This window comes from Kocuria sp. CPCC 205231 (genome assembly GCF_040980965.1).
Lineage (GTDB): Bacteria > Actinomycetota > Actinomycetes > Actinomycetales > Micrococcaceae > Kocuria > Kocuria rosea.
In genome coordinates this window covers 1-25,685 of record NZ_JAVKPP010000025.1, presented here as the reverse complement: position 1 = coordinate 25,685, position 25,685 = coordinate 1, and the positions used below count along the sequence as shown (strand labels likewise).

Here is a 25,685-nt window from a genome sequence, read left to right as displayed (position 1 = left end):
ATCGTCACCACACCGCCCCGGCGACCGCCGGAGCGGCACTATCAAGCCTCCACTGAACCCGTCACGGGACACCTGAAGGCACGCTCCACCGTTGTGACGGAAATCCGTGGAGCGCATGGATGCCAGACGCCCAAGGGCCGACATGGAGCCCGGCCGCTAACCGGGCCATATGTAAAGCCGGTAAGGGTGAACGGTTCCCGGTTGGATGTCTTCTAGGGTGTGGCCATGACCGAGCCCACCCGTCCTAGTGTCCTCGCCGATGCCCGTTCGATCGCTGCCGCCGACCCCGCGGGGCAAGGCACCGTCGCGACGCTGCTGAGCTATCCGGGGCTGCACGCGGTGGCCGCCCACCGCATCGCCCACCGCCTGTGGTCCACCCGGTGGGGCAGACCCGCCGCCCAGGCCATCGCCACCGCCTCCGCGAAGGCCACCGGGATCACCATTCACCCTGGTGCGGTGATCGGGCACCGGCTGTTCATCGACCATGGCAGCGAGGTTGTTCTCGGAGAGACCAGCGTGATCGGTGACGACGTGACCATCTACCAAGGGGCGAGCTTCGTCGGGGATGGCTCCCCGGGTCGGCGCCACGCCGTTGTCGGGGACGGGGTGCTCATCGGTTCCGGGGCGAAGGTCATCGGCCCGATCACCATTGGGGCGGGGGCGAAGATCGGCGCTGGCGCCGTGGTGACCCGTGACGTCGCGGCCGACACCACGGTCGTGGGCATCGACGTGTAATGATCTCACGCCGCAGCTCAGACGTAACGTCGGATCTGCGTGACGGCGCCAGTCACGCTGCGGGGCGAGCCTGCGTCTGTTTGCGGCTCAGGCCAGTCGTGGCCACTCCATCTCCATGGCGTGCCAGGGCTGGCCGTTCACCTCGGTGCTGCGCACCTGGCCGGTCTCTTTGAACCCCAGGTCCTCGTAGACGCGTCGAGCTAGGACGTTGTGCGAGTACACGCCCAGTTTCATGGCCGGCACCTCCGTGGTCTCGAAGCCCGTGCGCACCGCCTCCCTGATCAGCTCCCGCCCCAGACCACGCCCGCGAGCTGCCGGGTCGAGGAGGACGCAGCCGAGCCGCATCATGGCCGCGTCAGCGTCGACGAGCAGGGAAGCGTGACCGACCGGATGCCCCGACTCCGGGTCCAGCCCGGTCCAATACCGGCGTTGATCATTGTGCAGGTAGCTCTCCAGCTGACCCCGATCCAGCGGCCAGGTGAACGTGCGCCCGGACCAGAGCACCATGTCCGCCTCGGACGGCACCCAGCCCAAGAGGAAGTCCAAGTCGGCTGGGACCGTCTCTCGCAGGCGCATGTCCCCATGCTAGGAATGCCACCACGTGGGCCGGTCCAGATGCTGGTCGAGCCGCATGATCGACGAGGAACCCTTGATGAAACACGGCACCGGGATGTGAGGTAGTCGCACGACGCGTGGAACACGGGGTGACCGGCCGACACGCACGGTATGGGCGGGGTGCAAAGTACGGAGCCGTTCCTCGATAGCGTGGACAGACCTACTCCAGGAGGTTCCTCGTGATGGACGTCGCTAGCTTCGGGGCATTCCTCGGACTGTTCATCTGGTTGCTCATGGTCGTCATCACCTTGTGGCTGCTCTATTGGGTGGTGCGCAAGGGCGTCACCGCCGGCATCAAGGACTACGTCCACAAGCACGGCGACCGCACCGGCAGCTGGCAGCCATAGCCCCCCAGCACCGTCCCGGTCGGAGACCAGCACCCTTTCCTCGATTTGCCAAGGAGCCCCCGCCGTGCAGCGATCCGTCCGTGTCCTCAGCCTCGCCGTTGCCGCTCTCACCTCCCTGGTCCTCACCGGGTGCGAGGACAACCTGCTGCTCCAAGACAGACCAGAACCCCTTTCCCAGGTCACGCCCACCGCGACTACCCCCGCTCCCGGGTGCACCATCTCCGAAGGCGCCATGGGCCCGGGGCAGAGCGAGGACCTCACCACAGCACCCCCGTCCCTGAGGTTGAGCTGCGACGGCCGGTCCCTGAGCCTGGCCGGCGATTACACGAACAAGACCGCCAACAGCTTCTTCCCGGACCACACCGCCATCAAAGCGGCCATCGTCGTCGACGGCGAAGCCCGCATCTGGCACCTCCTCGGCCCCCGGGGAGAGGAGGAGGGATGCCTGACCATTCAGCGCCTCGACGAGACCAGCGCCTCCCGCGACGAGTGCGACGCCGATCGGCTCAGCCAGTGGCAGGACAGCGACCCCGCCGCAGAAACCCGCGACACCCCCGCAGCCCAGATCCCCTAGGGGCTGCCCCACGGAACAACAGCTGCCCCAAAAGGAACCCCTGCTGCAACGCAACAGGTCAAGGAGTCAAGCGATCCGGGGGCAGTCCCCCTGCTTCCAGGGCGGCGAGCAGGCCGGTCTCGGTGTGCATGTTGCGCACGAAGGGGACCATCGACTCCAGCTGCTCGGTCGTGGCGTTGATCTTTGCCTCGTAGGTCGCCACGACGTTCAGCCCGGCGTCCACTACGGCGGCGGCGACCTGCAGCGGCACGAAGCGCGGGTTCGGCTCCCCCGGGGGCGATCTGCGGCAGCCCGGTGGACTCGAAGTCCACGAACAGGTAGTCGGGGGCGTCTGCGCCCGGCGCCGGGGCGATCACAGTGGCGAGCACACCGCGCACCAGGCCTATCACGGGGCGGTACCCGGCGTCGACCAGATCCGCCTCGTCGGCCTCGCTCAGTCCGGCGGCCGTGAAGGAGACCTCCAGGTAGGGCAGCTCTGGCGCCCACCCGTCGACGTCGAAAGCGGTGCTGGACTGGAACTCGCTGGACGGGGCAGTGGCGTTGAGGAACACCTTGCCGTTGGAGGTGTTCAGCTGCAAGAAACCGAGGATCGGGGCGCCGGTCGTCTCGATCTCCGTGGCGGCCGCGGAGGCGGCGGGGGTCGTGGTGCTCATGGGGTCCTTCCCGACGGTGAACTCTGTGGGGACGGCACCCATGTGTGCGGACACCCCAAGAGGCCGCGCCAGGGTGCGGACATGGGAACGGAGGGTCTGCTCTGGGGAGACAGGCCCTCCGTTGATGGCAGCGGCTGGATCAGCTGGTCTGGGCGGAGGCCTCCTGGCCGTCGACCATCCGCTCCCAGTGCTCGAGCTGGATCCGCACCTCGTCCCCGACGGCCGTCTGTACCTCGGCGGCCAGGCGCCGCCCCTCCTGCCGGGAGGCCTCGTATGCCTGCGCCGAGGGCCAGCCGCGCTCCTCGTCGTAGTGGCGGGCGAAGTCGGACGTCCACGCCAGGACCTGCTCGGTGAGCTCTGCCGGCAGCGGGAACTCCTCCTGGCTCATCAGGCTCTCGGGGCCGAAGAACGGCCAGGGGCAGCCGTGCTCGTTGAACATGCGGACCGTGATCGGTGCGGGCATCAGCACGAGCCTCCTGGGATGGACGTGATTACTCGACGGTTGGTCGAGGAGATGATAATCCGAGGATAGAACGTCTTCACGACGGCGCCGCGGGAGTTCCGGATCTGGACTGGGGTGGTGTAGCAGTACTTACCGCTGCCCTGGAAGGCGGTCTTGGACGGAGAGGCCAGCGCCTGCTTGGTGGCGAAGTCCATGAAGTCGTCCCAGTTCGCCCGCAGCGGGTACATCTTGTTCTGCCAGTCCTGCTGGTGGCGGGAACGGATGTGCCGGTAGCCGTAGCCGGCGTCGGTGCCGCACTCCATCTTGATATAGCCCCCGGAGAAGCCCGATCGGGCGCGGGCGTTGTACGTGGTGACGATGTGGGATGGGCGGTTCAGGACGTTGCAGTTCAATGAGTCGATCGGGCCGAGCAGCATTGGTGTGAACATGTCGTCGTCCTTCTGGGGCGAGGACTGCTGGTCGGGCTCCTCAATCGTCAACGTCTGGCGGGTGGTGGGGGCGTAGAGCACGAGCTCGTTGTCGTCGGGCTGGGGCGGCGGAGCGGCCAGGGCTGGGCCGACTGAGCCAGTGACAGCCATGATGAGGCCGAGCAACAGAGCGTAGCGTGAAGTAGATTTCAAGCGCATCGAGACTCTCTTTTCCTGCGGAGTGGACGTGCCTGCGGTGCCCGGGTCGGCACTCAAGTGCACAATGTGCGGACAGCACACCACGACCAGTTGCAAAAGAGAACGGCCGAAAGGATGTTTCGGACATGGGAACGGAGGGTCTGCTCTGGGGATGCAGACCCTCCGTCTCATGGTTCCGAGGTCAGGCGGGACCGGGTGCTACCGATGCTGGGGTAGGACTCGAGGTCAGCCACCTTGGTGGTGCGTGAACCTCATGTGTGCGGCGCGTGCCCGAGAGGTTCGCGGACCCACGAATAAGGTTCAAGCCGGGGTGGCCGCGCGCTCCAATTCGGCCAGCCGGTCGCGCACTTGAACCATGACCTCCTGCGGCCGAGGTGCCTTCGAGTACGGGACCACCGAGACAGGAACCCCTCGTGCAACATGGCGGGCCAAGGAAACAGTCATAGCCCAGATCCTTCCCCTCGCCAGGCTCAGGGATGCTGTGCTGTCCTCCCTCGGCAGACGACGTTCAGTAGCGGCGCCCGGTCAGCCGCAGCAGCCCGTCGACGACCAGAACGGCCAGCCCGCCGACAGCCACCATGTGCGCGAAACCGAGAAAGATGATCGGGCCGAACAGCACGCCCGACCAGAAGAAGTGATTGACGAACTCGATGTACCAGTACAGGACCACAGCAATGCCCGTGCCCACCCCGGTGAAGGCGAGCCCCCACTGACGCAACACCTGAGGTTGCACCCCTCCCACAGTGCCTCGGGCCAGCCCTGCATCGATGCCTGCGCCCTGTGCGGGGGAGGCGGCAGGCCTGCGCAGGCGCATCACCCCCAGAGGAAGACCGCAGCACACAGGAACACGAAGACGTCGAGGCTCACCGCTACCCCGCCCCGGTCATAGACCGTGAACGCGATAGCACCCAGCGCGCCGACGAACAGCACGAGCGCATAGGCCAGCACGGCCGTCCGCAGGGCACGGACCGGCCGATGAGAGCGACCAGGGAGCGAACTTGCCGCCTCGAGTTCCCCGGGTTGGGTCGTGCTGGCGAGCACGACGTCGCCGAGAAAGGCGATCAGCCCACCGACCGCGACGAAGCCGGCGGGAAAGGCGAGCCATCCCGCGTTACCAAGCGGATGCATCGGGTTAGCGGATTCTTCAACGACCCAGGTGATCGTTCCTAAGACGACGGCGATGGCACCGCTGATGCCGGTGACAATCAGGGCCACCCGACGCAATGACCTGGGCGGTTTCCTCCTGCGCTCAGCCCTTCCCGCTCCCTTGTCCATGGTTGCTCAGACGCTACCGACCGGTCAGCGCCGGATCCACGACGCACAAGAGGGGAACCTCAACTGCATCACCGTTCCCACGGGCAATGTCCGGTAGCCGGGCCATATGTAAAGTGGATGGGATGAGGCCCGCTCATAACTCCGCTGTGCATGTGTCGACCAAACGTCCCACCGCTTCTGGGGCGTACTGAAACCGGACAGCTTCACCTGATCGATCACCGCGCATCACACGAAGGGATATGCCCATGACCGCTTGGCGAATCCGAGACTTTCACCCTTCGGACTTGGACGGGGTGCTCCACCTGTGGAGCACCATGACGGCCGCCGGCGTGGAGCCGGTGTACTCCCTGTCGGAGGTGCTGGCCTCCTGTCAGGAGGACTATGCCGTCATCGCCTTGCACGGGGAGGAAGTCATCGGGGCGGCCGTGGGGCGGGCCGCTCACGAGCAGGGCTGGGTGGTCTACCTGGCCACGCTGCCAGACTGGCGGGGCCGAGGCATCGGCACCTCTCTGCTGGCTGCCCTCGAGAACCGGATGGCGCCGCTGGGGCTGACGAAGCTGTCCGCCCTGATGCCGGCCACCGAGACCCGCCTCGGGCCCTTCCTCAGCAGAGGCTTCCGGGACGTAAAAGACCTGCGCTTCTTCGAGCGCACCATCCCAGTCCAACGCACCGAACTGGAACCCCTGGCCCTGCTGGGCGGCAGAGTGCTGCCCCGGAACCTGTGGGACAACGTGGCGGGGATGCAACAGGAGAAGCAACTCTTGGAGCGGCGCCTAGTGCTCCCGCTGGCTGAACCAGATCTGGCCGACACCTACGGGGTCGTACCCCCACGGGCGGTGGTCCTCTTCGGCCCGCCGGGCACCGGCAAGACCACCTTCGCCAAAGCCATCGCCTCCCGACTGGAATGGCCCTTCGTGGAGATCTTCCCCTCCCGTCTGGCCGCCGAACCCGACGGCCTGGCGGCAGCCCTTCGCCAGACCTTCCTGCAGATCGCCGAGCTGGAGCACGTGGTGGTGTTCCTGGACGAGGTGGAGGAAATCGCCTCCCACCGCTCCGGTGAGCCCCCCAGCCCCACCCAAGGCGTCACCAACGAGTTGCTCAAAATCATCCCGGCCTTCCGCGAGCAATCAGGTCGTCTGCTGGTGTGCGCCACCAACTTCATCCGTGCCCTTGACTCCGCCTTCCTGCGCCACGGCCGCTTCGACTACGTCATCCCGATCGGCCTGCCCGACGCCGAAGCACGAACGGCCATGTGGCAACGGTTCATTCCCGACACCGTTCAAGAATCCGTCGACGTGCCCCAGCTCGTGGCACGCACCGAGGGCTACTCACCGGCGGACATCGAGTTCGCCGCCCGCGCTGCGTCACAACGAGCCCTGGAAACGGCTGTCTACACCGATGCTGCCGACCAAGGCGAAACAGACAAGCCAGTCCAGACCCCGCTCGGGCCCACCACAGCGGACTACCTTGACGCCATCCAAGAAACGCGCACTACCGTCAGTGAAGAAGTGGCTGCCGCTTTCCGCGAGGACATCCACTCCCTGGCTCGCGTGTGAGACGGATCCAGGGCGGGCGGTAGAGGCCGGTAACCCTGGGGCGTTCTGGTCGCTCTCAGAAGGTGTACTCGGGGCCGCGGAGGGCGAGCCGATCCGGGCGGAGCACTCCGACTACGCCGTCACGCTGCTCTCCAACGCGGCACCGGGCACCCGGCGTGATCTCTACCGGCTGGCCTTCGAACCCGGCCCGGCCCGGGAATCCGACCCGCACCCCACGTCGGTGATCGAGCACCTCGTGCTCTCCACCGGACGCGCCCTGATCGGCCCGGCCGAGGCGCCCGCGGAGCTCGGCCCTGGTGACTACATCAGCTACCCCGGCGACGTCCCGCACACCTTCCAGGCCCTCGAGCCGGGCACCACCGCGGTGCTGATCCTCGAGCACCGCTGACCCCACCCGACCCGCACGGGTCTACCGCACCGCGTCCGTTCCGCCCTCGGTACCTGTCGGGGTCGCGGACTTGAGGAGCACGGCACCCTGGTCATCACCACGCTGGGCCGTCCCAAACGTTATTCGGCTGACTCGGAGAATGCGGTCACACCTTCGGTTTCCCGTGTACAGGGCTCCTGCACCAAGGGCTCCCTTGAATAATGACTCTTGGGCGGCACGCGGTCGGGGATGAAGTTGTGGGCTTGGCGCAGACCCAGGTCTTTACATGGACGGGGCTAGTGGACTCTCGGCTATCACGGCTGGACTCTGGGCCGGGTGAAGGCCAGCCAGAGAGTGGGGACAAGGTGGGAGTTAGCCGGCGTGCTCACAGGGGCGGCGAGCTGGTCGTTGAGCCGTCCGTCGTAGGTCGACAGCAGCAACTCCGCCAGCTCAGAGGCTCTCACGGTGAGGCTGAGTTCCTGCTGGTCGGCCACGCGTGCCAGCGCCTCGGTGACCGCCTCGGTCAGGGTGACCCGTTGCGCGAGGACGACGTCGCGCACCTGAGGTGAGCGACGGGCGGCCAGCAGCAACTCCAGTCGCACGCAGTGCCAGATGGTGTCAGAGGTGAAGTCCGACATGCCTTCGATAATGCGCCCTACCACTGCGGCGGTGGGCTCCCCGGCGGCCAGCCAGGCCTCCAATTGGTCGTCGAGCCGGGTGACCAACTGGCCGACGTGATCCTCGTACATCGCCAAGGCCAACTCCGTCTTGGTCGCGAAATTGCTGTAGAAAGCGCCGCGACTGAAGCCGGCCGCCGCGCACAGCTCCTCCACACTGGCGCCCTCGATGCCCTTTTCAGCGAACACGGCTGCGGAGGTGGCCAGCAACCGGGCCCGAGTGGTGCTCCGCGATCGTTTTGCGCCCGGGTCGGTGGCAGCAAAGGTGTCCATGGTGAGCCCCGTCTCATGCATCGGCGTATCCAATCTCAATGCATCAGTGTATCGTCATGCTGCAGAGCTCGATGCATCCATGCATCGAAACAGTCGTCCGAAAGGTCCCTTTCATGTCCGTGCAGCCCCCGTTTCGCACGCGATCCCGGGCCGACAAGAAGCATCGGTCTCCCTACCGCTCCGTGCGCTTCTGGGTACTGCCCGTCCTCGTGGTAATCCTGCTGGCTGCCGCCGGCACGGGGCTGTACATGGGGGGCCTGTCCAATCCGGCCGCCCATCTAAAGGACTTCCCTGTCGCGGTCGTCAACCAGGACGCCGGAACTGAAGTGTCCAGCGGGAACGGGGACGTCCAGCAAGAGAACCTCGGTGACGAGATCGTCGAGGGGTTCGTCGAGGAAGCGGCCCAGGGCGAGGAACTGGACCTGCAGGTGCTGTCCTGGAAGCAGGCACAGGTCCAGCTGCAGACCGGGCAGGTCTACGCCGCGGTGGTCATCCCGGAGTCCTTCTCCGCCGACGCCGTCGGCCTAGTAGCCGGGTCCTTGACCCAGGAGGACACCACTCAGCCGACCGTGACCGTCTACACCGACCCGCAGGCCGGGGCCCTGGCCACCCGCCTGGCCACCGCGGCAATCGAACCGGGCCTGGACCGGGCCAGCGCCACTCTCGGCGGACAGCTTGCCGTCGCCGCCCAGGACGCCGAGGATCAGGCCCGCCTCCAGGTGGAGCAGCAACTGGCCGCGGACCAGGCGCAGCAGGCCCGGCAGGCGCAGCAGGCCGCTGCCCAAGCCGGGCCAGCCACCGCCGCCTTCGCCCAGCAACTGGCCGCCCAGCAACAGGACACTCCCGCCCAGCTGGCCGAGCAACTGGCCCCTGAGGTCAGTGCGGCCTCAGCCGTGGTGCTGGCCGATCCGATTCGGGTGACCACCACCGCCTACCAGGACTTGGAAGATGGCACCGCCCTGGGCATGGGGGCCTTCTACTACGCAATCCTGTTGCTCGTGCTCGGCCTGACCGGATCCATTGGCATCAACGTGCTCGTCGACGGGCGGCTGGGCATCACACCCCTGGAGATGGGCGCACGCTTCCAACAAAACCCGGCCACCACGCCCTCGCGCCCGGTGACGTTCCTGCTCAAATGGGGCCTGTTCGTGATTGCCGCCGCCCCGGCGGGCGGAGTGGTGATGTGGGTCGCCCACACCGCCGGTGTCCCCCTTCCCCACGGCGGGACCCTGTTCCTGGTCAGTTGGCTGGCCATGGCCGCGGTCTCTGCGGTGGTCTTCGCCCTGCTCACCGTCTTCGGCAGCGCCGGGATGCTACTGGCCATGCTGTACCTGATCCTCATAGGCCTGCCCTCAGCCGGGGCGGTCGTACCCCTGGAGGCCCTACCCGGTTTCTTCCGTGCCATTGCCCCGGCCGAGCCGCTGCACCACATCGCCATTGCTGTCCGCTCGGTGCTCTACTTCGACGCTGTCCCCGAGGCCGGCCTGCGCACCGGCGTCCTCGCCCTGACCGCGATCCTGGCAGTGGCCGTGCTGGTGGCACTGGCGGTCGGCGCGCTCTACGACCGCACCGCCGGACGCCGCGGGGTCGTGGCACGATCGGCCCCGGTCGCAGTTTGACCAACCCGGGCACCCAGGAAGATTCCTTCGGGGTGCCCGAATCTCCTGCAAAATGACCGCCTTGGGGCGCCGTCCCGTCCCCCGTAGGCTCAGGACGCCTATATGACACTCCCCTGGGCCGCTCAAAGCATCAAACGGGGACGGTGACATCACCTATCCTGCGCGCCCTCAGAGTCCTTCGCTGGAGGCTCTTCACGTCAGTGCCGCTTCATGGTTAAGACTGGTCGCAGCGATTGAGTGTGAGTGTGTGATCGCCATGCTCCGATGGGTCAAAGAGTTTCGAAGAGTCCGGCGGCGCCCATGCCGCCGCCGATGCACATGGTGACCACGGCGTACTCTCCGCCCGTATTGCGGAGTGCGTGCAAGGCGCGACCGGCCATCCAGACACCAGACATCCCGTAGGGGTGGCCGATGGAGATGGCGCCGCCGTCGACATTGAGTCGTTCCGGATCGATGCCCAAGGTGTCGCGACAGTAGAGGGTCTGGGAGGCGAAGGCCTCGTTGAGTTCCCACACGCCGATGTCGTCGACGGTCAGGCCGTGCCGGGCCAGCAGTTTCGGCACCGCGGTGACTGGTCCGATGCCCATCTCGTCGGGTTCGCACCCGGTGACGGCCACGCCGCGGAAGACGCCCAGCGGCTCGAGACCACGTGCGGACGCTGTAGCAGCGTCCATCAGCACCACCGCGGCGGCCCCGTCGGAGAGTTGGGAGGCGTTGCCCGCGGTGATGCTGAACCGTCCCGGGTGCTTCCCATCCCGGTCGAGCACCGGGGGCAGCCCGGCCAGGGAGTCGGTGGTGGTGCCGGGCCGATTGCCCTCATCGAGAGTCAAGATGCCGGGCGTCGGTTCCGGCTGCCCGTCCTGCAACACCAGCTTGTGAGTGGGTAGGGGAACGATCTCGGCGTCGAAGGCCCCCTGCTGCTGGGCTGCGACGGTGCGGCGCTGGGACTCCGCGGCGTACTCGTCCTGCGCCTCGCGGGAGACGCGATAGCGGTCGGCCACCGCCTCCGCGGTCTCGAGCATGCTGGAGTACAGGCCAGGGACGTTCTCCTGCAGCCACGGATCCTGGGACCGGTGGCCGTTGAAGTGCTTGTTCTGCACCAGGGACACGGACTCCGCTCCCCCGGCCACGACCACCTCCGCGTTCCCGCCCTGGATCATCCGGGCACCCAAGGCGATGGCCATCAACCCGGAGGCGCACTGCCGGTCCACCGTCATCCCGGGCACCGACACCGGCAGCCCCGCCCGCAGAGCGGCCTGCCGGGCCAGGTTCATGCCCTGGGTCCCCTGCTGGAGAGCCGCTCCGAGGACGTCGTCGATCCCAAGCCGTGCACTCACTGGGCTCCTGGTCGACTCCAGTGCGGGCACCGCTCCCCTTTTGCTTGCGAGCGACACCGCCGCAGCCCAGATCCCCTAGAACCTGCCCCACGGAATAACAGCTGCCCCAAAAGGAACCCCAACTGCAACGGGGTTCATCGGCGGTTTCTCGATCGGTCCGCTGGGGCTGGTCGAGTGCCGCGGTCAGGAGGTGAACTGCGGCCACACCTGGTGGATGGCGGCGATGATCTTCTCGTTGGTGGCCTGCAGTGCCACCAGGTCGGTCTCCTCCTCAAGGCTGCCCCGATACCCGTCCAGATCCACTGCCACACCCTGTTTCCATACGGCGGTGATGTCCTGGGTGGCGGTGATGCCTTCATCCGGGCGCCCGGCCACGAGGACGAGATCGGCCCGTGCCCCCGGGCGGATCACCCCGCGGTCCTGAAGGCCGAAGGCGGCCGCCGGGCCGGAGGTCGCCGCGGCCAGTGCGTCCAGCGGGCTCAGCCCGGCGGCCACGAGATGCTGGAGTTCCCGGTGCAGGCTCGCCCCGTGGACCAGACCCGGGTTGGGGGCATCGGTGCCGGCCAGGATCGGCACCCCCCGGGCGTGCAGTGCCCCCACGTTGCGCCTGGCGGCGGCGAAGTCGGGCGCCCCTGGGGGCATCCACCGCTTCCCCTGGCGCTGGAGCATCCCGGTCCATCCCGGTCCCAGGCGCGAAGCCAGGCGCGACTGACCCAGTAGCGGCATGGTGCCGTCCGGGCCCGGGAAGCCGTCGGCGATGCCCAGTGTGGCGATCACCGGTACCCGGGATGCGGCCAAGACCTCCAGCTGGGCCTCGCTCAACGGCTCGAACGGCACGTGGGCGAGGACGTCGACGCCCTGGGCCACGACGTCGACGGCAGCCGCGGCACTGGTGACGTGGGCGACCACCAGCATCCCGCCCGTGTGGGCGGCCCGGACCAGGGCGGCCACCGTGGGCAGATCCAAGGAGGGCATGCGCATCGGGGCGGTCGAGCCGTCGTCGTAGAAGACCTTCAGATGGGTCGCACCCTCTCCCCTGCGGTCGGCGACGAAGGCCGCGGCGTCCTTGGGTCCGGTGACGTAGGGAAAGGGTGCGTAGGCCATCGTGGGATGCCCACCTGGGGCGGTCGCCCCGATGCTCGAGGTCCTGATCTGCGCCACCTCCGGTCGGTGGTTGCGGGCCAGGACCGGGGTGATCACCTCAGGTTTGCTGAACTGGTCGATCCCGGTGGTCACCCCGAACGTCACCGCCTGGTGGGCGGTCCCGGGCAGCAGGTGCAGGTGCGCATCGATGAGCCCGGGCAGCAGGGTGGCCCCACCTGCCTCCACCACGATGTCCCCGGCGGCCACCAGTTCGGGCCCTCCCACAGCTTCGATGCGCCCGTCCACCACGCGCACCGTGTCATGGGCGCTCATAGTGGTGCCGTCGAAAATCCTCGCGTTATTGATCGTCAGTGCCATGGCTTTCACGGTAGAAGTTGACGCTACGAGAAGGTCAAGGCGATACGGTGGAGCGTGCGCTACTCCATCAGCCAGCTCGCCACCATGGCCGGGATCAGCGCCCGGACCCTGCGCCACTACGACGCCATCGGGCTCCTGGCACCGGCTGAGATCGGGGCCAATGGCTACCGTTGGTACGGCCGGGAGCAACTGCTGCGTCTGCAGCGCATTCTGTTGCTGCGCGAAGTGGGTGTGCCGCTGGGGCAGATCGGGCAGGTGATCGACGGGCAGGTCAACGAGATCACCGCCCTGCGCGCCCAGCGCGAACAGATCCTCGCCGAACAACACCGTCTGGGCACCGTGATCGAAACCATCGAGGCCACGATCACCGACCTCACCGGCGCCCACACCATGGAACCTGCGGACTTCTTCCGCGGCCTCCACCACGACCGCACTCGGCTGAAGGACCGGCTCAGGGCCGCCCACGGCCCAGCAGTCGAGCACACCTTCGCCGCCGTCGAGACCGCCACCGACGGCTGGGAAATGACCGACTACGAACAAGCAGCCGCCGATAGCCGAGCCTTGCTCCACCGCATGGCCGGACTCATGCGACACCAGGTGCCGCCTGATGACCAGGACGCCCAACAGCTCGTCGAGGAACACCACGAAGCCATCGCCCAGTTCTGGAAACCGGATGCCGAGGCCTACCGCGCCCTGGCCGATCACTACCTCAACGACGACCAACAACGGACCTGGATCGCCGACGTCGACCCAGCCCTACCCGGCTGGCTGGCGACAGCAATGAAGTACTACGCCACCCACCACCTGCACGGCGCAACCACGCCTTGACCCCTAGCAGAACCGGTCACGGAGGAACCCCCATCGCAACCTCACCCTGCGCGGGGCTTGGTATCGGTGTGGGGTGGCAGCGACAGGACAATCAGGGTGCTGCGCGGTCTTTTCCGACTCATGCGTGTGGTGGCCGATCGTGCGGATCGGTCATCGATGACGACGGTGATGACGTGTGGTCATCGGGTACGAGTGAGCGGGTCCATCCGGCGAACGTGGTCGTGCGCCAACTCTCGGGCCGATTGCAACCCCCTCTCCTCAGGATCGCGACTTCCTCGCGTTATGGGCAGCCGATGACGACACCTATACTTGCAAATGAAATGCAAGATTAAGAATGGATGAGTCACGTGACCAGTCGCCCACGGCTCCACGGCCGCGCGTCATGGCATCGCCGGAGTGCCGCACCGATCCGCATCTGGATGGGCGTGCTGCTGGTCGTCATCTTGGTCCATCGCTGGGTTCCTGACTTCCGCTGGGTGATGGTGCACCTGGTGACCCTGGGCTTGATCACCAATTCGATCATGGTGTGGTCCCAGCACTTCACCGAGTCGTTGCTGAAGAACCGGCTGCCCGATGGCGCCAGGAGACGGCAACTGGCCCGCATCCGCACGCTCAACGTCGGGATCGTGCTGCTGATCGCCGGGTTGCTGAGCACCTGGTACTGGCTGACCGTGCTGGCGGCGGTCCTGATCGGGGCCGCGCTGACCTGGCACGGCACTGCGCTGCTGGGGCAGCTGCGCACGGCGCTGCCGTCGCGATTCGCTGTGACCGTGAAGTATTACGTGGTGGCGGCGTTCCTGTTGCCCGTCGGGGCGGTGCTGGGGGCCGTGCTGGCCGCCGGGCTGTCCGCACCGTGGCATGCCCGGGTCCTGTTGGCGCACGAGGCGACCAATGTGCTGGGCTTCGTGGGGTTGACGGTCGCGGGCACGCTGCTGACGCTGTGGCCCACGATCTTGCGCACCCGCATGGTCGGTTTCTCCTCTCGGATCACCGCAGTCGCTCTGCCGGTGATGACCGGGGGGATCGTGACCACGGTCGGGGGATCCCTGCTCGGGACGGTGTGGGTGACGGTGGCCGGTCTGGCCGCCTACATCTGTGGGCTGGTGGCCGTGGCGGTGGTCATGGCCGGCACCGCTTGCCGTCGGCGGCCGGCCGACTATGCGGGCTTCTCCGTGGCTGCCGGGGTGATGTGGTGGTTGGCCACGACGGTGGTGATCACCTGGCTGGTGGCCGGGCACGGATTCGAGACCGCGGTGCTGCGGCAGCTGACCGTGCCGTTCGTGGCCGGTTTCCTGGCCCAAGTACTGCTGGGGGCCATGACTTATCTCCTGCCTGTCACGATGGGCGGCGGCCCGGCGACCGTGCGGGCCGCCAATCAGGTGATCAACCGGGCGGCCATGTTCCGTGTGGTGGTCATCAATCTGTGCGTGCTGCTGTTCAGTCTGCCCCCCGGTCTGTTGCCGTCCTGGGTACGAGCCGTGGTCTCGGTGCTGGGGGCCGCGGTGTTCTTCGCCTTTGTTCCTCTGATGGTCTCTGCGGCCAAGGTCTCGGTGGCCGGGCGGAAGGCCGCTGCGGCACCGCCGTCTCGAAACCGGGCCCGGGCGGACACGTCGGCACCGAGCCCGGCTGCCCCGGGCGGGGAGGTGCCGGCTTCCCGGCATGTCCGCGGGGCAGTGGCCGGGGTCCTCACCGTGGCCACCGCGGTGGTGGTGGGCATCGCGCTGAATCCGGCGGCGGCCGGCTTCGATCTTCGCGCTCAGGGCGCCGGCCCGGTGCAGGCCACCGGAAGGACCACCACCGTGGAGGTCAGCGCCGAGGAGGGCATGCGGTTCGAGCCGGCCTCGGTGGAGGTCCCGGTGGGTGACGAGCTGGTGATCGAGCTGACGAACAACGACCCCACGAACGTCCATGACCTCGTCCTGGCTTCCGGGGCCAGCAGCGGCCGGGTGGCCCTCGGGCAGACCGTGACCGTCGATGCCGGGGTGATCGGTGGGTCGGTGGAGGGTTGGTGCTCGATCGTCGGGCACAAGAGCATGGGCATGGGCTTCGACGTCATCGCGGTCGACGCAGACGGTACCGCCGTGGCTGCGGCACCGGCGGCAGCGCAGGAGGCGCCCGGGCACCCCGGCCTGCACGCGCCCGCCTCGGATCCAGCCGCGGATCCGGCCGCGGATCCAGACCCGGCCGTGGACTTCGGCGCCGCACCCGGGGATCAGTTCGACACCCGCTCCCCCGTGCTGGAACCGGTGGACGGTGAGCCGGAGAGCGGGCGCCGGGTGCACCGGGTGGAGCTCGAGGTCGAGGAGATACCGCAGGAGATCGCCCCGGGAATGCAGTTGCAGGGGTGGACCTACAACGGCCGGTACATGGGCCCGACCCTGCACGGGCGGGTGGGCGATGTCTTCGAGATCACCCTGGTCAATGACGGTTCGATGGGGCATTCGGTGGACTTCCACGCCGGTGCACTCGCCCCGGACGGGCCGATGCGCACCATCGCCCCGGGAGAGTCGCTGGTCTACCGGTTCGAGGCCGTTCGCTCAGGCATCTGGCTCTACCACTGCTCCACAGCTCCGATGAGCACGCATCTGGCGGCCGGGATGTTCGGGGCCGTGGTGATCGACCCGCCCGGTCTGCCGGGCGTGGACCGGGAGTTCCTGCTGGTGCAGAACGAGACCTATCTCTCCCCGGCCGGGGACACTGCCGATGGAGGGGCGAACGCGGTGGTGGCCCCGGAGCGGGTCGCGCAGGGCGTGCCGTCGCTGACGATGTTCAACGGGCACGCCACCCAGTACGTCCACGACCCGCTCACTGCGCGGACCGGTGAACGGGTGCGGATCTGGGTGTTGGCCGCCGGGCCGTCGAAGGGGATGAGTTTCCATGTGGTGGGTGGCCAGTTCGACACCGTCTACAAGGAGGGCGCCTATCTCCTGCCTCCGGGTGGCACCGGGCAGGGCGGGGCCCAGGTCCTGGACCTGGCACCGGCCCAGGGCGGGTTCGTGGAGCTGGAGTTCTCCGAGCCCGGGACCTACCCGTTCGTCAATCACTCCCTGGCCGAGGCCGAACGCGGGGCCAGAGGGCTGATCCGGGTTTCCCCGTGACACCTCCTCTGCGCGCCCGACGAAGCCCACTCGTACCTGCCTGTCAGGACGACAGTCAAAGGTTTGTGACGCTCCCGCCCGCCCGAAGGGCAGAGCGCGGTGGAGGCCGTGTGAGTGGCCGGGACCCACCGGTACGGCCACAACGAACCCGTCCATCGCTACCGAAAGGAATGATCATGGTGCAGAAGTCGTCGTTGACCGCCCTGGCCCGCCACCAGCTGGAGATCGCCCAGCAGGCCCCGAGTGGGCGCAGCGCTCACACAGTGTTCGGCGGCCATGAGCAGGTGATGCGCCAGACCGTCATCGCGCTGCGAGCCGGCTCCGGGTTGAACGAGCACAACAATCCCGGTGAGGCCACCGTGCACGTCCTCCACGGACGAGTGCTCCTGAGCGCCGGGGAGCTTCAGTGGAACGGATCCCCAGGGGATCTGCTCATCGTCCCGCAGGCCCGTCACGGGCTGGAAGCGGTGGAGGACTCCGTCGTGCTGTTGAGCGTGGCCAAACACCGCTGAATTCCCGATGCGCGGCCACGGCACCCGCTACCGCGCACAATGATCGCCCAACTTCCCGTTGAGCGACGATGCGGCACCCGCTTGGTGCTCGCACCGGGACCCGCTGGAGAACCCGATGCCAGCTCGGGCATGAACCGCCAGAATCCTGATCCTGCCGAACCCATCAGAGGAGCAAAATATGCTGTCAGACACCGCCTACCCCGTCGTGAAGTCCACCCTGCCCGTGGTCGGGGAGAACATCCAGGAGATTGCCCGGCGCTTCTACGCGCACATGTTCGGCGAGCACCCCGAGCTGCTGGACGGGCTGTTCAACCGCGGCAACCAGGCCGACGGCCGTCAGCAGCAGGCCCTGGCCGGGTCCGTGGCCGGCTACGCCGGATATCTGGTGAACCGGCCCACCGAGCTGCCCGACCATCTGCTCTCGCGCATCGCGCACAAGCACGTCTCCCTCGGGCTGCACCCGGACCAGTACCAGATCGTCCATGACCACCTCATGTGGGCCATCGTCGATGTCCTCGGCGAGGCCGTCACCGAGGAGGTCGCCGCGGCCTGGGACGAGGTGTACTGGCTGATGGCCAATGCGCTGATCACCCAGGAGCGTGGCCTCTACGAGGCCACCCGCCTGTCCCCGGACACCGTGTGGCGCACCTGGCGGGTGGCCGAGAAGATCCCGGAGACCGCCGACGTCACGACCTTCGTGGTGGAGCGCGTCGATGAGCGGGAGGTCAAGCCCTCACTGCCGGGCCAGTACGTCACGTGCAAGATGCCGATGCCCGACGGGGTGCACCAACCGCGCCAGTACAGCCTCACGAAGGCCGACGACGGGCGGCACCGGGTGTTCGCCGTCAAGCGCGTCCACGGCAATGGCACCCCGGCCGGAGAGATGTCGACCCTGTTGCACGATCAGGTGCAGGTCGGCGACGAGATCACCCTCTCGGCGCCCTTCGGGGACGTGGTCCTGGAGTACACCGACCGGCCGGTCGTGCTGGTCAGCGCCGGGATCGGCATCACCCCGATGGCCGGGATGCTCTCCCACCTGGTGGCGGCCGCAGCTCAGCGCAAGGTGGTGCTGCTGCACGCTGATGCCTCCCCTGAGGCCTTCGCGCTGCGCACCCAGGTCACCACCGACCTCGAAAAACTGATGGACGGGTCCCTGGCCGTGTGGTTCGAACACCCCTCCCCCACCCCGGGGACGAACGAACACGCCGGGCTGATGGATCTGCGGTCGGTGGAGCTGCCCGCCCAGGCCCAGTACTACCTGTGCGGGCCCCTGCCGTTCATGCAGGCGGTGCGCAGCGACCTCATCGCCCACGCAGTGCCGGCCAAGGACATCCAGTACGAGGTGTTCGGCCCCGACCTGTGGCTCGCCGATTTCGAGTAGGAACGCAAGTTCTGAGGAGGATGTCATGACCGAGGAGTACGAGGAAAGAATCGAAACGCTGTCGGCCAGTGCTTGCTGGACGCTGTTGCGGGCGACCGGCATCGGCCGTCTGGCGGTCTGGGTGGAGGACCACCCGGAGATCTTCCCGATCAACTACGTGGTGGATCACAGCAGCTTGGTGTTCCGCACCACGGAAGGCACCAAGCTCTCGGCGGCTCTCTCAGGTGTGCCCGTGGCCCTGGAGATCGACGGGTACGAAGCGTCGGTCAACCGGGCGTGGAGCGTGGTGGTCAAGGGACGGTCCGAGCAGATCCGCGGTATCGAGGAACTGACCGACACGCTGAGCCTGCCGCTGCTGCCCTGGCAGAGTGGACCGAAGGGACGGTTCGTGCGCATCGGCCCCACCACCGTGTCGGGACGCCGGTTCCAGGTGGCCGACCCGAAGGCGTGGCGCACCGGTCTGTCGGAGGCACCGCGTTCACCCGTGGACTGACCCACCGCAACGCCGACCGTCTGGGTCGGTTCTTCAGTCCAGCCCTGTGGCCTCGCCCGTGCGAGGCCACAGGGCTCGACGACGAGCACCGGTGACACTGGGCGATGCGCCGGGGCCGGCAGTGCTGCCGGTGTCAGCAGTCCGCTCTGACTCCGCCCTGCTCGGTCCTGCTGGCTCCACCCACCGTCCCCGTGGCGAGGCCATGCGAGCCCCGGAACAGGGACGGGGCCGCGGTGGTGGCGGGCGCGTTCATCCACGGCATCACCAGGCACCTCGACACCGCAGCTGGGGTTGTGCCAGGAGCCGGGGCAGGATCAGGTGTCTTGTGGATCCGCAGCAGGTACCGGTACGACCGCGATGACGTCCTGAATGGTGTGGGCGGCGCCGTGATCCGGTGCCTGCCGGGTGCGTAGTGCCGCGAGGTATCCGGCGACATAGGCCGTGACCGGCACGGCGGGGCGAGCCACCCCGGTGGAGACTACCCCGGCCAGAGCCAGCAGGTCGTCCAGAGGCACGTCCATGGCGTCCAGCTCGAACTCGGTCTTGAGCTGGGCGATCCATTCGGAGAGCAGGCGTCGTTCCTCAGACGTCATCTTCTTCGCCATGCCGCGTTCCTTTCCTCGGGGTCTTCTGTCAGCTGAGCCGGAACTTGTGCACGTCGTCCCAAGTGTCCACGTCCGCGGTGGCGTCCTCGGCCACAGTGACCTCCTGCAGGAGAAGGTCGTGGGTGAAGGAGCGTACCGAGCGGTTGGTGGGGTCCTGGTCCGCGTAGGCCGCGCGCAGCGCCTCGGTGCGGTACAGGGCGGCCAGCGGCTGGCGGCGACCGTCGGGGGTGACGCCGATGTGTCCGTCCGTTTCGGGCGCGGCCCCGGCGGACCCCAGCAGCAGGGGTACGGCGCGGGCCACTTCGGGCATGTCGCAGGCCAGGGTCATGGTCCAGTCCGCCAACGGCAGCGCCTCGAGGGCGGCCAGCCCGGCCGCGATGCCCGCAGCCGGCCCGGAGAACGGCGGATCCTCCCGGGTGCGCAGAACGCCCGCGGGGACGGCCAGCTCCGCGGGTCCGACCACAACGACCCCGGCAGCCCCTTGGACCGCTTCCACCGTGAGTTCCACGAGGGTGCGCCCGTTTCGCCGCAGGCTCGCCTTGGGTGTGCCGCCCAGCCGGGAGGATCGGCCCCCGGCCAGGACCACAACATGGAAGAGCAGAGCGCCGGCCGGAGTGTTCATCCGCCGGAAAAGGGCGGCAGGACGTCGAGCACGGCCCCGTCCGGGATCTCGGCCGCCGCATCTGGGCAGGCCACCCCGTCGAGCAGGAAGCTGGCACGGGACAGCACCTGGCCCAGCAGCGGTTGTCCAGGCACCGGTTGCTGGTGGCGTTGCGCGAGCAGTACCTCCACATCAGCGCGGGTACGGGGCGCGCCGTCTCCGGTGGGCAGCTCAAGGGTCTCGGCCTCGGTCCCGGCGGCTGCGCGTGCAGCCGCGAAGTACCGTACCCGCATGGTCGTACTGGTCGCGGAGGTCAGGGTACGGGGGTTGCTCTCTGTGGTGTTCTGGGTCATCGTTCCTGTTCCGGTCGGTGTGGTGGGGCGGCCACGGGTTCAGCCCCCGATCGCGCTCATCGGCCGCTCCGGCTGGACGTAGTCGGGTGAGTCCAGGCCCGTGTGGTCCATGCCGTGGGCGGCCGGCTTGGCCCACATCGCCGCCCGCCACCGCTCGGCGAGCTCGGCGTCGGTCGCACCGGCGCGCAGCAGCGGCAGCAGCTCGACCTCCTCGTGGGAGAACAGGCAGGACCGGACCCTGCCCTCGGCGGTGATCCGGGTCCGCTTGCAGTCGGCGCAGAAGGGCTCCGTCACCGAGGCGATGACACCCACGGTCCCCAGCGGCGCCTCCCCGGCCCCGGGAACCTCCTCGGGGGCCCCGGCGGGGGTGGTGGGGTGGACGTCCCAGAGCTCGGCCGGGGCGCCGTCGCGGGCGCCGGGGTGCGGGGTGAGCCGGAACCGGGTGCTGAGCCGGTGGCGGATCTGCGCGGCGGTGACCATCTCCGCCCGGGTCCAGCCGTGGTCGGCGTCCAGCGGCATCTGCTCGATGAACCGTAGGGCGAAACCGCGCTCCAGGGCCCAGGCGAGCAGCTCGGGGGCCTCGTGGTCGTTGACCCCGCGCATTAGCACCGCGTTGATCTTCACCGGGGCCAGCCCGGCGGCGGCCGCGGCCTCGGCCCCGGCCAGCACCTGCGCCAGGCGGTCCCGGCGGGCCAGGGCCCGGTAGGTCGCCGCGTCCAGGGTGTCCAAGGAGATGTTGATCCGGCTCAGCCCGGCCGCGGCCAGGGCCTGGGCCCGGGTAGCGAGGCCGATGCCGTTGGTGGTGAGCGAGACCGGCAGCTGCGGGTGGGCGGTGCGCACCCCGGCCACGATCTCCTCCAGGTCGGCCCGCACCAGGGGTTCCCCGCCGGTCAGGCGCAGCTCGGTGATCCCCAGCTGCCGGACCCCGACGTCGACGATGCGGGTGATCTCACCGGCGCTCATCAGCCGGGCGGCGGGCAGCCAGGGCAGGCCCTTGGCGGGCATGCAGTAGGTGCAGCGCAGATTGCACTTGTCGATGACCGACAGCCGCAGGTCGGTGGCCCGGCGGCCGTGCCGATCGGCGAGCCCCGCCTCCCGGGGCGCGCCGCTGGGGCCCGGACCGGCACCGCGGATCTGCGGAAGTCCCAGGGAAACGCCCATGTCACCGCCTCCAACATATCGATCAGCGCAATAGCACAGACATCACTTGCGTTATTTGACCCACCTTATGGGGTCACCTTGCTGGTCCCCAAAAGTTACTGATCGTTCCTTGGGTTGCGCACAACACCGTGCGTCCCGGGCATTAGGGACACGATTAGGGCAGGCCGATATGACGAAATCCCAGTGATTCGAATCGAACGATTTTCGAAGCTTTCGGCTAGGGGAGCCAACCGCCCTAGATCCCCGACATGCCGCCTCAGGAAGCGCAATGGGCTCGCCTTCTGAAACAAAGTTCTCTTTCTGAAACATATGACACGTCAGCATTTACCACGGAATGCATTATGGCCAGAACAAGTCGTGGCGCGACGATCAGTAACGCGTAAGAATGGCATTCTTGCCGGCGCATTACTAGGTTTCTTTCCATGACGACCGAATCCGTCCCGCCGCGCACCGATGGTCCTGCCTCCGACGCCCTGCTCAAGCTCGGGAAGTTCTTCACCCGCTGGGAGGAGTCACCGGACGGCCGCGCGGTCTTCCGCGAGGGCGGGCGGGCCGGGGACGCGTTCTACCGGAACCGGTGGAGCCACGACAAGGTGGTCCGCTCCACGCACGGGGTGAACTGCACAGGCTCCTGCTCCTGGAAGATCTATGTCAAGGACGGGATCATCACCTGGGAGGCCCAAGAGACCGACTACCCCTCCGTGGGCCCGGACCGCCCGGAGTACGAACCACGCGGCTGCCCCCGCGGGGCCGCCTTCTCCTGGTACACCTACTCCCCCACCCGCGTGCGCTATCCGTACGTGCGCGGGGTGCTGCTGGAGATGTACCGGGCCGCCAAGGCAGAGGTCGGCGGGGACCCCGTCCTGGCCTGGCAGGCCGTGGTCGGGGACCCGGAGAAGCGCCGGGCGTTCCAGCAGGCCCGGGGCAAGGGCGGGCTGGTGCGCTCCAGCTGGCAGGAGGCCCTCGAGATGACCGCGGCCGCCCACGTGCACACGATCAAGACCTACGGCCCGGACCGGGTCACCGGGTTCTCCCCGATCCCGGCGATGTCCATGGTTTCCCACGCGGCCGGCGCCCGGTTCTTCAACCTCATCGGCGGGGTGATGAACAGTTTCTACGACTGGTACGCGGACCTGCCGGTGGCCAGCCCCCAGGTCTTCGGGGACCAGACGGACGTGCCCGAGTCGGGCGACTGGTGGGATGCGACCTATCTGATGATGTGGGGCTCCAACATCCCGGTCACCCGCACCCCGGACGCGCACTGGATGGTCGAGGCCCGCTACCGCGGCACCAAGGTCGTCTCGGTGAGTCCCGACTACTCCGACAACACGAAGTTCGCCGACGAGTGGCTGCCCGCCCAGGCCGGCACCGACGCCGCCCTGGCCATGGCCATGGGGCATGTGATCCTGAAGGAGAACTTCGTGGACCGGCGGGTCCCGTTCTTCGAGGACTACGTGGTGCAGTACACCGACCTGCCCTTCCTCGTCACCCTCGAGCAGCGCCCAGACGGCACCGTGGTGCCCGGCAAGTTCCTCACTGCCCAGGACCTGGGGCAGACAGAGGCCGCGGACGCGGCGTTCAAGACCGTGCTCCTGGACCGGGACGCGGGCACTCCGGTGGTGCCCCAGGGGTCGACGGGCTTCCGCTACAACGAGGCCGACGAGGGGAAGTGGAACCTGGACCTGCAGGGGGTGCGCCCGGCCCTGTCCGTCGCCGACTCGGCGTCCTACGAGCAGGCCACTAGCGTGATCGATCTGCCCGCGTTCACCGATGCCACGGGCGAGGGCTCGGTGGTCCACCGCGGGGTGCCGGTCACCGAAGTGGCCGGACGCACGGTGACCACGGTCTTCGACCTCATGCTCGCCCAGTATGGGGTGGGCCGGGCCGGGCTACCCGGCCAGTGGGCGTCCGGGTACGACGACGTGGAGACCCCCTACACCCCCGCGTGGCAGGAGGAGATCACCTCGGTCCCGGCGGCGGCGGTGGCCCGCATCGCCCGGGAGTTCGCCACCAACGCGGAGAAGTCCGGCGGCCGGTCGATGATCATTCTCGGGGCCGGCATCTGCCAGTGGTACCACGGGGACGTCACCTACCGGGCGATCTTGGCGATGCTGATGCTGTGCGGGTGTCAGGGCCGCAACGGCGGCGGGTGGGCGCACTACGTGGGCCAGGAGAAGACCCGACCGATCACCGGCCAGGCCACGATGGCCGCGGCCACCGACTGGACCCGCCCGCCGCGGTTCATGATCGGCACCGCGTTCTGGTACATGCACACCGACCAGTTCCGCTCCGACGGGTACTCCTCCGACTCGCTGCAGTCCCCGCTGGCCCAGGGTCACCTGAAGGGCATGCACACCGCCGACGTGGTCGCCAAGTCCACCCGCATGGGGTGGATGCCGTTCTTCCCGCAGTTCGACCAGAACTCCCTGGACGTGGCCGACGCCGCTTCCGAGGGTGTGGCCCGCGGGGAAGCACCTGATGAGGCCCGGTGGGTCGCGGATCGACTCAAGGCGCAGGACATGCGTTTCGCCGTCGAGGACGTCGACGCTCCGCAGAACTGGCCGCGCACCCTGATGCTGTGGCGTTCCAACCTGCTGGGCTCCTCCGCTAAGGGTGAGGAGTACTTCCTCAAGCACCTGCTGGGCACCCACCACAACGTCCTGGGCTCCGACCACTCCACCTCCCGCCCGAAGGACGTGACCTGGCACGAGCAGGCCCCGGAGGGCAAGCTCGACCTGCTCGTATCGGCCGACTTCCGGATGACCAGCTCCACCCTGCTCTCCGACGTCGTGTTCCCCGCCGCGACCTGGTACGAGAAGCACGACCTGTCCTCCACCGACATGCACCCCTACGTGCACGCCTTCACCCCGGCGATCAACCCGCCGTGGGAAGCGAAGACGGACTACGACCTGTTCCGGCTGCTGGCCGAGGAGTTCTCCCGGCAGGCGAAGGTGCACCTCGGGGTGCGCAAGGACATGGTGGCCACCGCGCTCACCCACGACACCCCGGGCGAGCTCGCCCAACCCGGGGGCCACGCCCCGGACTGGAAGGGCACCGACGTCCCGGCGGTACCGGGCAAGAACCTGCCGAACCTCCAGGTGGTGGAGCGCGACTACACCGCGGTCGGGGAGAAGTTCTCCGCGGTCGGGCCACTGGCTGAGAAGCTGGGCCTCACCACGAAGTACATCACCTACGACGTCTCCCACCAGGTGGACCAGCTGGCCCGCCTGCACGGGGTGTTCGACTCCGGGGCCGCGGCAGGCCGACCGGTGATCAACACCGACGCGCGGATGGCCGAGGCCATCCTCCTCTTCTCCGGCACCACCAACGGGGAGCTGGCCGTGCAGGGCTTCGAGACCCTCGAGAAGCGCACCGGGGTGGAGCTCGCAGACCTCGCCCGCGGCTCCGAGGAGAAGCGCATCACCTTCGCCGACACCCAGGCCGGCCCGGTCCCGGTGATCACCTCCCCGGAGTGGTCCGGCTCGGAGACCGGCGGGCGGCGCTACGCCCCGTTCACCATCAACATCGAACGCCTCAAGCCCTTCCACACCCTCACCGGACGGATGCACTTCTTCCTGGACCACGACTGGCTCAAGGACATGGGTGAGTCCCTGCCGATCTACCGCCCGCCCCTGGACATGCACCGCCTGTTCGGGGAACCCAAGCTCGGGCAGCGCGGGGAGCTGTCGATCGCCGTGCGGTATCTGACCCCGCACAACAAGTGGTCGATCCACTCGGAGTACCAGGACAACCTGTTCATGCTCTCCCTGGCCCGCGGGGGCACCACGGTGTGGATGAGCCCCCAGGACGCCGCACTCATCGAGGTCGCCGACAACGACTGGGTCGAGTGCCTCAACACCAACGGCGTCTACATCGGCCGGGCCATCGTCTCCCACCGGATGCCGGCCGGGGTGGTCTACGTCCACCACGCCCAGGAGCGCCTGATCGACGTCCCGAAGTCCGAGGCGACCGGGCGCCGCGGCGGGATCCACAACTCGGTCACCCGCATCCTCGTCAAACCCACCCACATGATCGGCGGCTACGCGCAGCTGTCCTGGGCCTTCAACTACCTCGG

Annotated in this window: 25 protein-coding genes; 12 read left to right on the top strand and 13 right to left on the bottom strand. The window is 68.1% G+C overall.

Annotated elements, in window-relative coordinates; all coding sequences use genetic code 11:
- The first annotated feature begins 225 nt into the window (after window positions 1–225).
- Complete coding sequence (epsC, locus tag RF640_RS17720; RefSeq protein ID WP_109244603.1) at window positions 226–735, top strand: serine O-acetyltransferase EpsC; 510 nt, start codon at window positions 226–228, stop codon at window positions 733–735.
- 87 nt (window positions 736–822) lie between these two features.
- Here epsC and RF640_RS17715 read toward each other — a convergent pair whose 3' ends face one another.
- On the bottom strand, window positions 823–1,311 hold the full coding sequence (locus RF640_RS17715; RefSeq protein WP_272027739.1) for a GNAT family N-acetyltransferase: 489 nt from the start codon (window positions 1,309–1,311) through the stop codon (window positions 823–825).
- Window positions 1,312–1,529: 218 nt separating this feature from the next.
- Here RF640_RS17715 and RF640_RS17710 point away from each other — a divergent pair, with 218 nt between their 5' ends.
- Together RF640_RS17710 and RF640_RS17705 are read left to right on the top strand one after the other, a co-directional pair.
- Window positions 1,530–1,697: a hypothetical protein gene (locus tag RF640_RS17710; protein WP_165440211.1), complete on the top strand. Its 168-nt coding sequence runs from the start codon at window positions 1,530–1,532 to the stop codon at window positions 1,695–1,697.
- Window positions 1,698–1,761: 64 nt separating this feature from the next.
- Window positions 1,762–2,271: a hypothetical protein gene (locus tag RF640_RS17705; RefSeq protein WP_272027740.1), complete on the top strand. Its 510-nt coding sequence runs from the start codon at window positions 1,762–1,764 to the stop codon at window positions 2,269–2,271.
- Between the two features lie 58 nt (window positions 2,272–2,329).
- Here RF640_RS17705 and RF640_RS17700 read toward each other — a convergent pair whose 3' ends face one another.
- The 5 genes from RF640_RS17700 to RF640_RS17680 all read right to left on the bottom strand — a co-directional run bounded on the left by RF640_RS17700 (window position 2,330) and on the right by RF640_RS17680 (window position 5,228).
- Window positions 2,330–2,521: a hypothetical protein gene (locus RF640_RS17700; RefSeq protein ID WP_017834438.1), complete on the bottom strand. Its 192-nt coding sequence runs from the start codon at window positions 2,519–2,521 to the stop codon at window positions 2,330–2,332.
- A 542-nt stretch (window positions 2,522–3,063) separates the two neighbouring features.
- Entirely contained in the window at window positions 3,064–3,387 is a 324-nt protein-coding gene (locus RF640_RS17695) for a hypothetical protein (RefSeq protein WP_241482915.1), read from the bottom strand.
- Complete coding sequence (locus RF640_RS17690; protein ID WP_138976442.1) at window positions 3,387–3,965, bottom strand: hypothetical protein; 579 nt, start codon at window positions 3,963–3,965, stop codon at window positions 3,387–3,389. Before RF640_RS17690 ends, RF640_RS17695 begins: the two co-directional genes overlap by 1 nt.
- Before the next feature lie 556 nt (window positions 3,966–4,521).
- Window positions 4,522–4,830: a hypothetical protein gene (locus RF640_RS17685; RefSeq protein WP_368828505.1), complete on the bottom strand. Its 309-nt coding sequence runs from the start codon at window positions 4,828–4,830 to the stop codon at window positions 4,522–4,524.
- Window positions 4,827–5,228: a hypothetical protein gene (locus tag RF640_RS17680; protein WP_035930433.1), complete on the bottom strand. Its 402-nt coding sequence runs from the start codon at window positions 5,226–5,228 to the stop codon at window positions 4,827–4,829. The genes RF640_RS17685 and RF640_RS17680 overlap by 4 nt, the downstream gene beginning before the upstream one ends.
- A gap of 305 nt (window positions 5,229–5,533) precedes the next feature.
- On the opposite strand from RF640_RS17680, the gene RF640_RS17675 reads away from it, so the two are divergent.
- Window positions 5,534–6,844 (top strand): ATP-binding protein, encoded by a 1,311-nt coding sequence (locus RF640_RS17675; protein ID WP_368828504.1) that lies wholly within the window; start codon window positions 5,534–5,536, stop codon window positions 6,842–6,844.
- Between the two features lie 220 nt (window positions 6,845–7,064).
- Window positions 7,065–7,232 (top strand): hypothetical protein, encoded by a 168-nt coding sequence (locus RF640_RS17670; protein WP_368828503.1) that lies wholly within the window; start codon window positions 7,065–7,067, stop codon window positions 7,230–7,232.
- Window positions 7,233–7,525: 293 nt separating this feature from the next.
- Here RF640_RS17670 and RF640_RS17665 read toward each other — a convergent pair whose 3' ends face one another.
- A complete protein-coding gene (locus tag RF640_RS17665) occupies window positions 7,526–8,161 on the bottom strand; it encodes a TetR/AcrR family transcriptional regulator (RefSeq protein ID WP_052133091.1) in 636 nt (211 codons plus the stop codon).
- Between the two features lie 113 nt (window positions 8,162–8,274).
- Between RF640_RS17665 and RF640_RS17660 the strand changes: the two genes are divergently transcribed.
- Window positions 8,275–9,780 (top strand): YhgE/Pip domain-containing protein, encoded by a 1,506-nt coding sequence (locus tag RF640_RS17660; RefSeq protein ID WP_368828502.1) that lies wholly within the window; start codon window positions 8,275–8,277, stop codon window positions 9,778–9,780.
- Between the two features lie 269 nt (window positions 9,781–10,049).
- Here RF640_RS17660 and RF640_RS17655 read toward each other — a convergent pair whose 3' ends face one another.
- The gene (locus tag RF640_RS17655) at window positions 10,050–11,117 is read right to left on the bottom strand and encodes a thiolase family protein (protein ID WP_242630378.1); all 1,068 of its coding nucleotides are present in this window, start codon (window positions 11,115–11,117) and stop codon (window positions 10,050–10,052) included.
- A gap of 183 nt (window positions 11,118–11,300) precedes the next feature.
- Entirely contained in the window at window positions 11,301–12,578 is a 1,278-nt protein-coding gene (locus RF640_RS17650; protein ID WP_035929380.1) for an amidohydrolase family protein, read from the bottom strand.
- A 54-nt stretch (window positions 12,579–12,632) separates the two neighbouring features.
- Here RF640_RS17650 and RF640_RS17645 point away from each other — a divergent pair, with 54 nt between their 5' ends.
- The 5 genes from RF640_RS17645 to RF640_RS17625 all read left to right on the top strand — a co-directional run bounded on the left by RF640_RS17645 (window position 12,633) and on the right by RF640_RS17625 (window position 18,890).
- Complete coding sequence (locus RF640_RS17645; protein WP_035929384.1) at window positions 12,633–13,406, top strand: MerR family transcriptional regulator; 774 nt, start codon at window positions 12,633–12,635, stop codon at window positions 13,404–13,406.
- 338 nt (window positions 13,407–13,744) lie between these two features.
- A complete protein-coding gene (locus RF640_RS17640; RefSeq protein WP_058874001.1) occupies window positions 13,745–16,504 on the top strand; it encodes a multicopper oxidase domain-containing protein in 2,760 nt (919 codons plus the stop codon).
- A gap of 179 nt (window positions 16,505–16,683) precedes the next feature.
- Window positions 16,684–17,016 (top strand): cupin domain-containing protein, encoded by a 333-nt coding sequence (locus RF640_RS17635; protein WP_058874019.1) that lies wholly within the window; start codon window positions 16,684–16,686, stop codon window positions 17,014–17,016.
- A gap of 178 nt (window positions 17,017–17,194) precedes the next feature.
- Complete coding sequence (locus RF640_RS17630; protein WP_109269495.1) at window positions 17,195–18,397, top strand: globin domain-containing protein; 1,203 nt, start codon at window positions 17,195–17,197, stop codon at window positions 18,395–18,397.
- A gap of 25 nt (window positions 18,398–18,422) precedes the next feature.
- Window positions 18,423–18,890, top strand: a complete 468-nt coding sequence (locus RF640_RS17625; protein WP_058874003.1) for a pyridoxamine 5'-phosphate oxidase family protein — start codon at window positions 18,423–18,425, stop codon at window positions 18,888–18,890.
- Window positions 18,891–19,204: 314 nt separating this feature from the next.
- Here the strand turns inward: RF640_RS17625 and RF640_RS17620 are convergent, their stop codons facing one another.
- From RF640_RS17620 to moaA, 4 genes are read right to left on the bottom strand one after another with little or no spacing between them, the layout of a single operon-like run.
- Window positions 19,205–19,495, bottom strand: coding sequence for a DUF6457 domain-containing protein (locus RF640_RS17620; RefSeq protein WP_058874004.1), 291 nt, complete (start codon window positions 19,493–19,495; stop codon window positions 19,205–19,207).
- A gap of 28 nt (window positions 19,496–19,523) precedes the next feature.
- Window positions 19,524–20,117, bottom strand: a complete 594-nt coding sequence (locus RF640_RS17615; protein ID WP_051063819.1) for a molybdenum cofactor guanylyltransferase — start codon at window positions 20,115–20,117, stop codon at window positions 19,524–19,526.
- The gene (locus RF640_RS17610) at window positions 20,114–20,449 is read right to left on the bottom strand and encodes a MoaD/ThiS family protein (protein ID WP_017834538.1); all 336 of its coding nucleotides are present in this window, start codon (window positions 20,447–20,449) and stop codon (window positions 20,114–20,116) included. Before RF640_RS17610 ends, RF640_RS17615 begins: the two co-directional genes overlap by 4 nt.
- 39 nt (window positions 20,450–20,488) lie before the next feature.
- Complete coding sequence (gene moaA, locus RF640_RS17605) at window positions 20,489–21,610, bottom strand: GTP 3',8-cyclase MoaA (protein WP_058874006.1); 1,122 nt, start codon at window positions 21,608–21,610, stop codon at window positions 20,489–20,491.
- 422 nt (window positions 21,611–22,032) lie between these two features.
- Between moaA and RF640_RS17600 the strand changes: the two genes are divergently transcribed.
- A partial coding sequence (locus RF640_RS17600; RefSeq protein ID WP_368828500.1) for a nitrate reductase subunit alpha occupies window positions 22,033–25,685 on the top strand: 3,653 nt, incomplete at its 3' end.

What these genes read in the sequence shown, in the direction of transcription:
- RF640_RS17660 (WP_368828502.1), top strand. Translation starts at nt 8,275, where the DNA reads ATGTCCGTGCAGCCCCCGTTTCGCACGCGATCCCGGGCCGACAAGAAG.
- RF640_RS17650 (WP_035929380.1), bottom strand. Translation starts at nt 12,578, where the DNA reads ATGGCACTGACGATCAATAACGCGAGGATTTTCGACGGCACCACTATG.
- RF640_RS17690 (WP_138976442.1), bottom strand. Translation starts at nt 3,965, where the DNA reads ATGGCTGTCACTGGCTCAGTCGGCCCAGCCCTGGCCGCTCCGCCGCCC.
- RF640_RS17620 (WP_058874004.1), bottom strand. Translation starts at nt 19,495, where the DNA reads ATGGCGAAGAAGATGACGTCTGAGGAACGACGCCTGCTCTCCGAATGG.
- RF640_RS17675 (WP_368828504.1), top strand. Translation starts at nt 5,534, where the DNA reads ATGACCGCTTGGCGAATCCGAGACTTTCACCCTTCGGACTTGGACGGG.
- RF640_RS17640 (WP_058874001.1), top strand. Translation starts at nt 13,745, where the DNA reads ATGAGTCACGTGACCAGTCGCCCACGGCTCCACGGCCGCGCGTCATGG.
- epsC (WP_109244603.1), top strand. Translation starts at nt 226, where the DNA reads ATGACCGAGCCCACCCGTCCTAGTGTCCTCGCCGATGCCCGTTCGATC.
- RF640_RS17695 (WP_241482915.1), bottom strand. Translation starts at nt 3,387, where the DNA reads ATGCCCGCACCGATCACGGTCCGCATGTTCAACGAGCACGGCTGCCCC.
- RF640_RS17630 (WP_109269495.1), top strand. Translation starts at nt 17,195, where the DNA reads ATGCTGTCAGACACCGCCTACCCCGTCGTGAAGTCCACCCTGCCCGTG.
- RF640_RS17625 (WP_058874003.1), top strand. Translation starts at nt 18,423, where the DNA reads ATGACCGAGGAGTACGAGGAAAGAATCGAAACGCTGTCGGCCAGTGCT.
- RF640_RS17715 (WP_272027739.1), bottom strand. Translation starts at nt 1,311, where the DNA reads ATGCGCCTGCGAGAGACGGTCCCAGCCGACTTGGACTTCCTCTTGGGC.
- RF640_RS17615 (WP_051063819.1), bottom strand. Translation starts at nt 20,117, where the DNA reads ATGAACACTCCGGCCGGCGCTCTGCTCTTCCATGTTGTGGTCCTGGCC.
- RF640_RS17610 (WP_017834538.1), bottom strand. Translation starts at nt 20,449, where the DNA reads ATGACCCAGAACACCACAGAGAGCAACCCCCGTACCCTGACCTCCGCG.
- RF640_RS17665 (WP_052133091.1), bottom strand. Translation starts at nt 8,161, where the DNA reads ATGGACACCTTTGCTGCCACCGACCCGGGCGCAAAACGATCGCGGAGC.
- moaA (WP_058874006.1), bottom strand. Translation starts at nt 21,610, where the DNA reads ATGGGCGTTTCCCTGGGACTTCCGCAGATCCGCGGTGCCGGTCCGGGC.